The sequence below is a fragment of the Pontibacter saemangeumensis genome, from assembly GCF_039541895.1.
Classification (GTDB): Bacteria; Bacteroidota; Bacteroidia; order Cytophagales; family Hymenobacteraceae; genus Pontibacter; species Pontibacter saemangeumensis.
The window spans coordinates 44,151-56,435 of record NZ_BAABHC010000020.1; the positions used below are offsets into that span (position 1 = coordinate 44,151).

Genomic DNA, 12,285 nt, shown 5'->3' on the forward strand with positions numbered 1-12,285 from the left:
CTAAGGGCTGGATACACAGAGATCGTCTGATCCGCTAAGCTCAGACAGGTATTTTTGCTTGCGAGACAAAGGCCGTTGGCGTCAGGCCTGTTTGCTTTTTAAAAACAGCGTTGAAGGTGGGCTTGGAGTTGAAACCTGCCTCCAGGGCTATGCCCAGGGTGGAGTAATGGCTGAAGGCAGGATCGAGCAACAGGCGCTTCGCCTCCTCAACCCGGTAATCATTTACGAAGTCGTAAAAGTTTTTACCAAGCCGCTCGTTCAGGATGCGCGACAGATGGTGTTTGGGTATCGCTACCGCCGCTGCCAGTTCCTGAATCGTCAGCTCGTTTTGCAGGTAAGGCTTCTGCTCCTGCATATAGCCGAGCAACTGCTGCAGGTACGTGTCGGCCGCCTCGTCGCGCAAGCCTGATTTCTGGTACTTTACAGCAACCGTTCCCTCTTTTTCATCCACTGGGCTTTCCTCCTGTATATCCGGACGGACATCATATAGCGGTACAGGCTCTGCTGCTTCCTGCGTTATGGGCTGTACCTTACTGAAAATGGCGGGCTGCGACAAAGCTTTATATCCTATCCAGTAGATGCAGACGATCACACCCAGGTAATGGTAGTGGTATATATCCGTCATCCACGGCACCTGCCACAAACGGGCGTAAAAAACCGCTACGCCGAAAAGAATGATCCCAAAAACCAACCACACAAACTGCCTGAGCCACCGGAGGCGAATTTTGTGCAGGGAAGAAAAATTTTCCTTTATACGCTGCTCGTGTTTCCTGATCAGCAATAAGGCGGCTCCTGTGTAGCCCAGGTGCAGGAAGTTCAGCAGCTGGTTCAGGGTTCCGAAATCGTCTTCCGACGCCTTTTCAAAATCACTCAGGTAAGCGAGCTTCGCTGCCGCAGGCTGTGCAAAGTAAGGCAGGAGGTAAAGCAGGCACAGCACGAACGGGATGAAGTGAAGGAAGTCCCTCCTGTGCCAGGCGGGTTGCTGGCTGGTGAGTTTGGCGGTGAAAAGGTAGACCAGCGGCCCGAACAGCGACGGCAGCAACCACGACACTTTGCTCAGGTGCGGAAATGCCAGGAAAAATTCGCGGGTATCGAAGGCCACCAGCACCGACTGCAGGGACAGCAGCAGCATCAGAAAGCCCAGCATGCGGTTTGCCAGCCTGTTTTGCGGGCGTGTGAAGAGCAGCACAGCAAGGAATAGGCCCTGCACCGCCCCCGCCACCAGAACTACCTGAAGAGCAAATAAAGACATAGCCGTTTATTTCCTCTAAAATAAACTTTTTTCAGATATTTTTGATTTTACCGCCTTTGATAAAAATCAAGCACATCACCTATACCTAAACCCGCCTTTCCCGTTTTTTTCAGGTTCATCGACTTTTTTGAGAGAGCGCGCAATTCTATATATAACTAAGGTTGCGATTTCCGTTCGCAGTTGAGACAAGACCCACCCCTAACTCCTCCGTTAACAAGGGTCCACAACCCCTGGAGGGGAATCTCACATACATGGAATTTCCCTCTTGGGAGGGGTCAGGGGCGGGTTCTCAGTCTTCGAAACCCAAGCAATTTTATATATCGCAGCTTGAGTTATATATAAAATGGTAGAGCGCGATGGGGAAATAAACTGAAGTGCGGCAACAGGGGTTTGCTGCTTTTGCTACAGTTAAGTATTCATACGCTGCTGGTCCTGCTCGCTGTGGTTGAAGGCAGCGTGAGTAGGAAGCGGCTCTAATGCACCTGTGCTCCTCTGCCAGCTCGGGAAATAGTGTTTCTCTCTGTGTCTAAACCGCATGCCATTCTCGAATTCGTTCTGCGACACGATCACGCTGAACTCGTGCAGGTGCAGCTTTTCTTTTTTGTGCTGAAGAATACGCAAAGGCACTTTTCCGTAAAATGAGGCCCACATCGAAAAAGCGCTTGGCACCCCCATGATATAATCCGCCAGACCCAAAGCGTAAAGGTCTTCTATGTCTGCGCGGCGGTTTATACGGAAAGTGTTAAACTGGCTGAAGTGCGCCAACTGAAGCGGCTCGTCGGAGCACAGCAGAAACACCACGGATTTGCCCGCCTCCTTCAGTTCCAGCTCCAGGTTGGCCATATAGGCGCAGTAGGTGGCGTCGTCGAAATAATAGGCGCCCCGCAGGAACCGTTTGTAGTCGCTGCGCCGGATGTGCACGCCCACAACCACATCGTACTTTTCGCGCTGCTCCTGTACCAGTTGCGTCACCTTCTCCACATACACCTGCTTGGGGCGAAACAGCTGCCTTATCTGCTCCTGGTACTCCGGCAGCAGGGCGTTGCGCCTCACGTTCTCCCGGTTCCTGATGAAGATGATATTGGTATTCCGGTCTGCCAGCGCCGCGTGCCCCTGCTCCCAGAACTCGTTATCAGGGTATACATTGAAATAATGCAGCAGGCGCAGCGGCAGCGGCTTCGCGATATGCAAGAAGAGCCATTTCCAGTAGTGGTTCTTCTTGACGACATAGGGCTCTCCTATCCGGATGCCGGGCAGCACGCGCAGGTTCTCGAACTGATGGTAGTACTCATCAAAATGCAGGATAAGCAGCTTGTGATTGTCTTTCAGGCTGAGGGTGATATATGGCACGTAAGCCCAAAGTCTGTTACACAACTGGCCGGGATGTTTATTCAGAACAATCATTTTCTCAGTTTTTAGAACCTATGGGCAGCGCATCAGAATGGGATTAGTGATAATAAGAAACAGCAAGGGGCGGCTACGGGTCTCATCAGCCTTACTATAAACATAATGCATAATTAGCAGAAATGCATATAAACAGGCCATTAAGTTCAAAAAAGCTGCTGCAATTCCGCCAAGGCCTATAAAGATCTCAAAAATACATCCCCAAACTTCAGAAACACTTTTCCATGTTTGCCTAAATACCAGTAGCTTTACATTAGTCTAAAACACGAATACTGCCCATGCGCCCCAGGATTCTCCCGGTTATATATAGCTTGCTCATTCTCTTCCTGTTCCACAGCTGCACCACGCCGCCACACACGCAGCAAACCGCCGCTTCTAAAAAGAAAGCCCCTTTCAGTGTGCAGGAGGCCACCATCGCCGACATACACAAGGCGTTTGAGGCGGGTACCTGCAGCTGCGAGCAGCTGGTGACGGCCTACCTCGGCCGCATCAAAGCCTTCGACCAGCCGACCAAACTCAACGCCATCATCCTCACCAACCCCGAAGCGCTGGCCACCGCCCGGCAGCTGGACCAGGAGTATGCCCGGACAAAACAGCTCCGGCTGCTGCACTGCATCCCTGTGATCGTGAAGGACAACTACAACACCAAAGGGCTACAAACCACCGCGGGCTCGCTGGCGCTGAAAGGCTTTGCTCCCGCCCGCGACGCCTACCAGGTAAAAGCCCTGAAAGAGGCTGGCGCCATTGTGCTGGCCAAATCGAATATGGCAGAGTGGGCTTTCAGCCCGATGGTGACGATCAGTTCCATAGCCGGAGAAACGCTGAACCCATACAACCTGAGCCATGTGCCGGCGGGCTCCAGCGGGGGCACGGCGGCGGCAGTGGCGGCCAACTTCGGCACGGTGGGCTTGGGCACCGACACGGGCAATTCTATCCGCGGGCCTGCCTCACACAATGCGCTGGTAGGTTTCCGCTCCACCCTCGGCCTCACCAGCCGCAGCGGCATCGCGCCCCTGTACCTGCGCAACGATGTGGGCGGCCCCATGGCGCGCACCGTGGAAGACGCCACCAAAGTGCTGGAGGTAATTGCCGGCTACGACCCTACCGACCCCATCACGAGCCACAGCCAGGGCAACGTGCCGGACAGCTACCGCCAGTTTCTGGACAAAAATGGGCTTAAGGGCGCCCGCATAGGCGTGCTACGCACGCTGAGCGAGGATAACCCGGACCCGCAGGTGAAGGCGCTATTTGAACAGGCCATCGCCGACCTGCGCCGGCTGGGCGCGGTGGTAGTGGACTCCGTGGAGATAGAGAACTTTGCCGAGCTCAGCGAGGACCAGTGGTGCTCTGTTTTCCGGCACGACATCAACCAGTACCTTTTTGCCTTGGGAGACAGTGTGCCCGTGAGCAGCCTCGAAGAGATCATCGCCTCCGGCAAATACGCGCCCTATATAGCCCAGAACCTGAAGCGCCATTTAGAGGAGGAAGACGCCATGGACGAAACCTCCTGCGGGGACGCCTATACTGACCCGAGGCGAATCGCCTTCCGGGAGGCAGTGGTAGCCGCCATGGACGCACAGCAGGTGGACGCGCTCATTTACCCGACCTGGAATAACCCGCCTGCCAAAGTAGGAGACTTTGAAGGCTATAAAGGCGACAACAGCCAGGTAATTGCCCCGCATACCGGGCAGCCCGCCTTTACGGTACCCATGGGGTTTACCTACCAGAACCTGCCGGCGGGCCTGCAGTTCCTGGGGCGTATGTTTGATGAACCGACCCTGATCCGGCTGACCTATGCTTATGAGCGAGGCACCGGGCACCGCAAACCACCGGCCCGGTTTAGCGGCAAGTCGCCGGAACCGGTGACAAAAAAGTAGCGTTCGCCCATTCCTCATTTAGAGTGAATTTCGTAAAACAGAAGGCCTGGCATGCATAACTGAATACAGGTGATACCGCCAGGAACCTTTTACCGGGCAAAACGGGGGTGAGATTTTACCTTATTGCCGGTAACACTTTTTCAGTAAAAGAGATTTTTTTAACTTATGCTTTCATACTTTTTTCGCCGGCCCTATATGTCCTGCGTTTGATTTGCAGGCGGCATCATTTGCAACGTATACAGCACCCTTCGCTTGTACCACTTCTCCATCATAATGAAAACAATTCTGATATTGCTGTTTGCCCTTGTCGCCATGCCCACCGTCGGACAGGAGTTCTCGTTCACCTACCACACCGACTACCCGAAGCTGCTGGTCCGCACGCAGGAAAAGGCAGACAGGCTTTATTACCCGAAGCAGCTGAGGCGGTTTGTGCAGAACGACACCAGCCTGACCGATTTTGAGGTTCTGGCCCTGCTGATCGGTTTTACGGCAGACAAAAACTACCTCGCCTACCCGGACCTGGCGGTGGAACGGAGCCTGTACAAACTCAACGACCAGGGCAAATACCGCGAGGCGGCCAGCAAAGGGAGGCTCTTCAACAAAACGCACCCCCTCCACCAGATGACCCTGATCGAGCTCTCGTTTGCGTACCACCAGTTGCACAAGCCCGATTCATCGGCTTACTTCGGGCGGCAGTTCCACCGCATCATGGTTGCCATGGCGCAGTCCGGCTCCGGCCTGCACCCCGACTCTGCCCTGTTCTCACTTACGCCCATCGACGGGCATAATTTCATCAAAAAATACCTTGGCGCAGAAATCGGCAGCATGAGCGCCGGCACCGATTCGCACGGGAACTACCTGGATGTACTGGAGTATGTTTCGGAGGAGGACGGCGCCCGGCTGCCCCTCTACTTTAACATACAGCATGCCGCCAAACAACTGAAAAAACAACTGCGGGAGAGCAACGACAAAGCCGATGCCACAGGGCAGTACCCGGATAGAACCAAAAAACTGTAGATAGCCCCCGTGGCAACTCAACCCGATTATTGAGATACTCCTAACCTAAAGCCAGATTTATGTCAGCCTACGTCCTTGTTGAAGTTGAAGTAACCGACCCGGCCACCTATGAAGATTACAAGCAGCTCACGCCAGCCTCGCTCGTCCCTTACGACGGCAAATTTGTTGTGAGAGGCGGTGCCTACGAAACGCTGGAGGGCGACTGGAAGCCTCAACGCATCGTGCTGCTTCAGTTCCCGAGCGTGGAGCGGGCGAAGGCCTGGTGGAACTCACCGGAGTACGCCAGGGCAAAGGCCATCCGGCAGCGGGCTGCCAACACGAAGATGCTTGTGCTGGAGGGCTTTGAAGGATAACAGGCAGCGGCATGATTGCCTGGTTCCTATATAAGGTGCATATATAAGATAGGTGGCTGTCGTAACAGACCTTAGTACACAAAGAACTGTCGTTCGGAAGCCCTCTCAATTCCATGTACTGGGCAGGAAAGGGTTAAGGGGATGAAGTACGGTAAGGGCCAGGCCTCTGCCTTCCAACGAAAGGAAAAGGCAGCGGACGGCAGGAGACATACCCTGCTCTGAAGCGGAGGCTTACCGTACGATACCGTACGGTAAGCTGTCTGAATCCGAACATCACAGCGCTGCCAAAGCGCCCGTACGCCATATCAGGACAGGTTACAAATGTGGCACATGTATTGGATATAGCCATATATAATAAATCTATATTTGCCACACCTGCCTAACAAGTGCTACCATGTTCCGCCACAGCCTCCTCCTCATCTACCGAAACTTCAAACGGTTCAGAAGCACGTTCTTCATAAACCTGATTGGCCTGTCCACCGGTTTGGCCTGCACGCTGCTCATATACCTGTGGGTGAACGACGAGCTGTCGGTGGACAAGTTTCATGAAAAGGACAGCCAGCTTTTCCAGGTGATGACGAACCACGACAACGCCGAAGGCATCAGGACCTGGGAGGGAACCCCGGGGCTCATGGCCGAAGCGCTGAAAGAAGAAATGCCGGAGGTGACATATGCCGTCAGCTCTTCTATTATCCCTGATATGTTCACCATTTCTGAGGGGCGGAACCATATCAGGGCCGCAGGTCAGTTTGTAAGCAAGGACTTTTTTAATGCCTTCTCCTATCCCCTCATCCAGGGAGACAAAGACCAGGTGCTGTCGGATAAAAATGCCATCGTTATATCCGAATCACTGGCAAGAAAGCTGTTTAACACCACTGAAAACGTTGTTGGCAAAACCATCTCGTGGCAAATTCTGCACTACGGCAAACCAGTGACCATTACTGGTATTTTCAAAGACGCCCCTTCTAACTCCTCCGAGCAGTACGATTTTTTACTTTCGTTCGAAGAGTTCAGAGACATGATCGGAGGCGGCATACATTGGGGCAACCAGAACGCCAAAACATACCTGATTTTAAGGGAAGGCACGGATCCGAAGCAGTTCAACCGCAAGATCGCCGGGTTTATCAAGCGCAAATCCGAAGGCTCCAACGTCACTCCTTTTATCAAGCCCTACTCTGATAACTATTTGTATGGCCACTACGAGAATGGAGTGCAGGCAGGCGGCAGGATAGAATACGTCAAGCTGTTTTCGATGATCGCCCTCTTCATCCTGGTGATCGCGTGCATCAACTTCATGAACCTGTCCACGGCGAAGGCATCCAGGAGGATAAAGGAGGTGGGCATCAAAAAAGCAATGGGTGCCAGCCGGGAGTCGCTTGTGTTGCAATACATGGGCGAAGCGATGCTGATGGCCTTTGCCTCGCTGGTACTTGCCCTCGTGCTGGTAGAGCTTCTACTGTCACCGTTCAACCAGATTATAGGGAAGCAGCTTGCGCTTTCTTTTGACACGCACTTTGTTTTAGCCGCCTTGGGCACCACGTTGCTGACCGGGTTGCTGGCCGGCAGCTATCCAGCCCTGTACCTGTCCGGGTTTAAGCCCGCCGCCGTGCTTCGCGGAAAGCTCGATGGCCTGGGCGGTGAGCTCTGGGCAAGAAAGGGGCTGGTCGTTTTCCAGTTTACGCTTTCGGTGATCCTGATCGTATCGGTGCTGGTGGTATACAAGCAGATCGCCTACGTGCAGACCAGGAACCTTGGCTACAACAAAGACAACATCATCTATTTCAGTGTCGAGGGCAACGTGCAGGAAAGCCTGGAGACTTTCCTGGCCGAGGTAAGGAGGCTGCCCGGGGTTGTAAGCGCCTCGAGCGGGGGCAACATCATCAGCGACTACGGCTCCACTATCGGGCTGGAGTGGGAAGGGAAAAACCCTGACGATGCTGTCGCCTTTCAGACCGTGGCTGTAAATTACGGCATGATCGAAACGCTCGGCATCAGCCTGAAAGAAGGGCGGGCGTTCTCCCGTGACTTCGGAGCCGACACCTCAAAGCTAATTTTTAACGAGGCGGCTGTTAAAACCATGGGCATGAAAGACCCGATTGGCAAAGTGGTGAACCTGTGGGGAGAGGACAAGCAGATCATAGGCGTGGTGAAAGATTTCCATTTCCAGTCGCTGCATGAGCACATCAAGCCATTGTTCTTTAGGTTAGAGACAGAAACCTCCCCAAAGGTAATGGTCAAAATAAAAGCCGGCAGGGAAAGGGAGGCCATTGAGCGGTTGCAGGAGTTTTACACCCGTTTTAACCCTGGCTATGTGTTCGACTACAAGTTTCTGAACGAGGATTACCAGGAACTTTATGCCGCAGAGCAGCGCGTAGCCGCCCTGTCCAGGTACTTCGCCGGGCTGGCGATCATGATATCCTGCCTCGGCCTGTTTGGCCTGGCAGCCTTCACGGCCGAGAGAAGGCTGAAGGAAATAGGAGTCCGGAAAGTGCTTGGGGCGAGCGAGTTTAACATCGTGTACCTGCTGTCGAGCGACTTCACGAAGCTGGTGCTGGCCTCGATTCTGGCTGCGTTGCCCCTGAGCTTCCTCCTCGTCAGCTACTGGCTCGACAATTTCGCGTACCGGATAGAACTGGAGGCGTGGTACTTTATAAGCGCGGGGCTGGCGGCGCTGCTCATTGCCTGGTTCACGGTGGGCATGCAGGCGATAAAAGCCGCGCGGATAAACCCGGCCCAGTGCCTGAAAGATGTGTAGAGGATTCATATATGGCGCGAACATGTCCGCCGGTGACTACTTATTCCTGCGCCTCTGGCCCGACCATGTTTTAAACTTTTATGATGTTCAGCTATAAGTTTAAAACCTGCATCATATAGGGAGGCACGCGTTGCAAACCCGCGCCAGCAAAACATTTGTTCGCAGGTGTAATCATCCCCCTACCCCCTCCGAAGGATACAGAAATTTCATACAAACTATATCAGAGTTTCAGCTAAGTAAGTGGCACCAAATAATATGGGACCATATATCATATATAAGAAAGTATCACATTTAATTCTGCACGAAGTGAAAGCTTCTCCAGTTTTTCCTGGAGGCCCCTACCCCCGGCAGCTTCACTTACACAGCGCCGAGAGGGAAAACGGGGCCGCCCGGACTGAGAGCACCAAAGCCAGCTATAAAACATACCCGATGGCATATACACCGGTTAACAGCATCAGCTAAACAATTACAGCCTTAACCAAAATTTACATTTCCCCTGCCGCTGTACATATTCCGCCGGATTTAATTAATTTTGTGCGGAATATGATGGAAGAGCAAAAGAACAACCCGCTGCATGGCAAAACGCTGGAGATGATCCTCGTGCTTCTGGTGGATTATTATGGATGGGAAGAACTGGGGTATAAGATCAACATCAACAGCTTCAACAAAAACCCCAGCATCAAATCCAGCCTGAAGTTTCTACGGAAAACCCCCTGGGCGCGCCAGAAAGTGGAGGACCTTTACGTGCGTACCTTTCATAGAAATTAACCTTGGCAGCTCAAGGCACTCACACTGTAACGCAGGGAACAACTCCTATATAAACAGCCTGTATCGCACAAACGGGCGGCCCGGTATAAACTATCTTCCCCGCTTTATATACCCGGAGGACGAAATCCGTAGATTAGTAAACAGCGCCCCCTGCATTACCCTCAATTAACCCGGCTCACCCGCCAACATTTTAGATCAGAGACACATAGATATGACCACAGATACCACCACACGCCTGAACAAATTCATTTCCGACTCCGGCTTTTGCTCCCGCAGAGAAGCCGACCAGTACATTGAGGAAGGCCGTGTCACCATAAACGAAAAGCAGGCGCGCATGGGCGCCACCGTGAAGGCCGGCGACAAAGTGGCCGTGGACGGCGAGCCCATCAAGCACCGCAAACCCACTGACCGCCCCGTTTATATCGCCTTCAACAAGCCGGCCGGCGTGACCACCACCACCGATACGAAAGACAAGAACAACATCATCGACTTCATCGGCTTCCCGAAGCGCATCTTCCCGATCGGCCGCCTCGACAACCCCACCGAGGGCCTTATCCTGCTCACCAACAACGGCGACATCATCAACAAGATCCTGCGCGCGGGCAACCTGCACGAGAAGGAGTACATCGTGACCGTCGACAAGCCGGTTACGCCGGAGTTCATATCCCGGATGAGCGGCGGGGTGCGCATCCTCGACACCGTCACGCAGAAATGCTTTGTGCAGCAGCAGGGCAAAAACACGTTCCGCATCATCCTGACGCAGGGCCTGAACCGGCAGATCCGCAGAATGTGCGAGGCGCTGGAATACAAGGTGGTGAAACTTAAGCGCACCCGCGTGATGAACATTAAACTCGGCAACCAGCCGGTGGGGAACTGGCGCCACCTGACGCAGGAGGAAACCGACACGCTGCACCAGCTCCTATCCGAATCTGTGAACACCGAAGACGCCTCTTACCTGGATACAGCGGAAGCCCCGGCACCACCGAAGCGCAGATCAGCCAGGCCGAAAACTGCGGGGGCCGGCAAGCCAAAGCCTGCGTCCGCCAGATTGAAGGGAGGGCCTGTTAAACCAAAAGAGGAGTTATTGAATCCGAAGTCGGCTTCGCTCCGGAAAAAAGGCGCGGGCGGCAGAGGTACCCGAGGCGCCAGCAAGGCAGCCCCTGCCGGGCGCAGCAAAAGCGCACCTGGCAAACCAAGAGAGAACACCGGCAGGCCCAAAGGCAGACGCGGCTAATCAGCCGCCATCTGCTATAGCCCCCTATATACCTGCATCCCCTGCCGCTCCTGAGCGGCAGGGGATATTTGTTGGGGTGAGTGCAGGCAAAAACTTGGGTTCGTTGTTTTATGCAGACAACCGGCTATATTGACAGAGCAAAATCTTATGTATTTAGGGGTGGTCTTAAAAAGGTCAAAGGCTAACCGAAGGACCTCTATATATAGGGTAGATAGCTTGTATTAGAACCATGAAGAAAACGAATAACATCTACTTGTACTTAACAATAGGAGTCGTTCTTCTTCTCGTAATTTCCTTTTATTACCTAACTGATTTCTCTACCAACTGGAAACAACCAGCCTTTCAAAAAGATAAACAAATAGGGAGTACGAGCTTTGAGTTATTAGATTACGAGCAATGCTCCAGCCAGTGCACCCATGTGTCGCCATGTGAGAATTTCTACTTAGTCTCAGTTGACGTTGCTGAAGAACAAGCACTTTATCAGTTCTTGAAGGAGTTCAAGCCAATTAATGGTTGTTCAACAAGGATTCTCTTCCAAATTGGAAATACCACTAATAAGGATTGGAAAGCAGTAATAACTGCAAAGCCGAACGAAGTAGAATTCGATGAAAACTACTTAGCTCTAAGTTACATTGACATCAGTAGCTTTAGCATTGTCGATTTAGCTAATGGAAAAGCAAATGGGAAGTTCAGGAAGTATGGATCGGATGGTAAACTATTCATAGAGCAGGAGTTGGTAAACAACATTTCCGAAGGGAAAAGAATAGTCTATCATCAAGATTATAGGGTTGAGCAAGTTTGGAAGAACAATACTTTAGTATCAGAAGACACGATAAAATAACAAAGGCTAACCAAGCACATGAGCAAAGCTTCGGCTTAGCCTCGCTCACCTCATGTACGAGACCGTTGGGCGGGATGCAAAAACAGATAAACTAAAATAGCGTATCTTTGTATAGGATAAATAATCAAAATCATGGCTACACCAATCCAATTTATTGTAGATAATGAAGGACACAAGAAATCAGTAATTGTGCCTTATAAGCAATGGGAAGAACTGAATCAGCGATATGAGAAGCTGAATAATAAAGTGCATATACTAACAGGAATTAAAGAAGCATTGGAAGAAGTGGCACATTCTCGGAAAACAGGTAAGAAGTTACAAACCCTCAGTGACTTTCTGAATGAAAACAGAGATTAGGCTTACCAAAAACTTTAGTAAACGTGCAAAATCCTTAATAAAGAAATACCCTTCTTTGATAAATGAACTGGAGTTCCTACAAAATGAACTTATTAGTAATCCTCACTTAGGCACACCTCTCGGAAGTAATTCGTACAAAATTAGGTTATCAATCCAAAGCAAAGGAAAAGGAAAAAGTGGCGGAGCAAGAGTGATTACCCATCTTGAAAGCGAAATAGTAGGAATAGTTGAAAAAGATACAGCTGGAAAGGTCACAGTTTATCTGCTGACCATTTATGACAAATCAGAGACAGCAACAATATCCACTAAAGAATTAAAGGAGCTTATCAAAAATAAGGTTTAGTGGAGGCTGTAAAACTAACTGTGTCAAAGGTTCTTGAGTAATACCTTTAACGCAGCTAACATGGAAGAGAAAAACGAGCTGGAT

The 12,285-nt window shown here is 51.7% G+C and carries 11 protein-coding genes; 9 read left to right on the top strand and 2 right to left on the bottom strand.

Annotation, left to right across the window (positions count from 1 at the left end; all coding sequences use genetic code 11):
* Positions 1 to 40 precede the first annotated feature (40 nt).
* Together ABD920_RS17740 and ABD920_RS17745 are read right to left on the bottom strand one after the other, a co-directional pair.
* The gene (locus ABD920_RS17740) at positions 41 to 1,252 is read right to left on the bottom strand and encodes an AraC family transcriptional regulator (RefSeq protein WP_345160856.1); all 1,212 of its coding nucleotides are present in this window, start codon (positions 1,250 to 1,252) and stop codon (positions 41 to 43) included.
* A gap of 408 nt (positions 1,253 to 1,660) precedes the next feature.
* The gene (locus ABD920_RS17745) at positions 1,661 to 2,656 is read right to left on the bottom strand and encodes an O-fucosyltransferase family protein (RefSeq protein WP_345160857.1); all 996 of its coding nucleotides are present in this window, start codon (positions 2,654 to 2,656) and stop codon (positions 1,661 to 1,663) included.
* A gap of 278 nt (positions 2,657 to 2,934) precedes the next feature.
* Between ABD920_RS17745 and ABD920_RS17750 the strand changes: the two genes are divergently transcribed.
* From ABD920_RS17750 to ABD920_RS17790, 9 genes are all read left to right on the top strand, one after another.
* Complete coding sequence (locus tag ABD920_RS17750; RefSeq protein ID WP_345160858.1) at positions 2,935 to 4,533, top strand: amidase family protein; 1,599 nt, start codon at positions 2,935 to 2,937, stop codon at positions 4,531 to 4,533.
* A gap of 273 nt (positions 4,534 to 4,806) precedes the next feature.
* The gene (locus tag ABD920_RS17755) at positions 4,807 to 5,550 is read left to right on the top strand and encodes a DUF4919 domain-containing protein (protein ID WP_345160860.1); all 744 of its coding nucleotides are present in this window, start codon (positions 4,807 to 4,809) and stop codon (positions 5,548 to 5,550) included.
* Between the two features lie 59 nt (positions 5,551 to 5,609).
* Positions 5,610 to 5,903, top strand: coding sequence for a DUF1330 domain-containing protein (locus tag ABD920_RS17760; RefSeq protein WP_345160861.1), 294 nt, complete (start codon positions 5,610 to 5,612; stop codon positions 5,901 to 5,903).
* A 394-nt stretch (positions 5,904 to 6,297) separates the two neighbouring features.
* The gene (locus ABD920_RS17765; RefSeq protein WP_345160862.1) at positions 6,298 to 8,658 is read left to right on the top strand and encodes an ABC transporter permease; all 2,361 of its coding nucleotides are present in this window, start codon (positions 6,298 to 6,300) and stop codon (positions 8,656 to 8,658) included.
* Positions 8,659 to 9,201: 543 nt separating this feature from the next.
* The gene (locus ABD920_RS17770) at positions 9,202 to 9,426 is read left to right on the top strand and encodes a VF530 family protein (protein WP_345160863.1); all 225 of its coding nucleotides are present in this window, start codon (positions 9,202 to 9,204) and stop codon (positions 9,424 to 9,426) included.
* Between the two features lie 211 nt (positions 9,427 to 9,637).
* Entirely contained in the window at positions 9,638 to 10,660 is a 1,023-nt protein-coding gene (gene rluF, locus ABD920_RS17775; RefSeq protein WP_345160864.1) for a 23S rRNA pseudouridine(2604) synthase RluF, read from the top strand.
* Between the two features lie 229 nt (positions 10,661 to 10,889).
* Entirely contained in the window at positions 10,890 to 11,501 is a 612-nt protein-coding gene (locus ABD920_RS17780) for a hypothetical protein (RefSeq protein ID WP_345160865.1), read from the top strand.
* A 132-nt stretch (positions 11,502 to 11,633) separates the two neighbouring features.
* Positions 11,634 to 11,858, top strand: coding sequence for a hypothetical protein (locus ABD920_RS17785; RefSeq protein WP_345160866.1), 225 nt, complete (start codon positions 11,634 to 11,636; stop codon positions 11,856 to 11,858).
* Positions 11,842 to 12,201, top strand: coding sequence for a hypothetical protein (locus ABD920_RS17790; protein WP_345160867.1), 360 nt, complete (start codon positions 11,842 to 11,844; stop codon positions 12,199 to 12,201). The genes ABD920_RS17785 and ABD920_RS17790 overlap by 17 nt, the downstream gene beginning before the upstream one ends.
* The last annotated feature ends 84 nt before the right edge of the window (positions 12,202 to 12,285 follow it).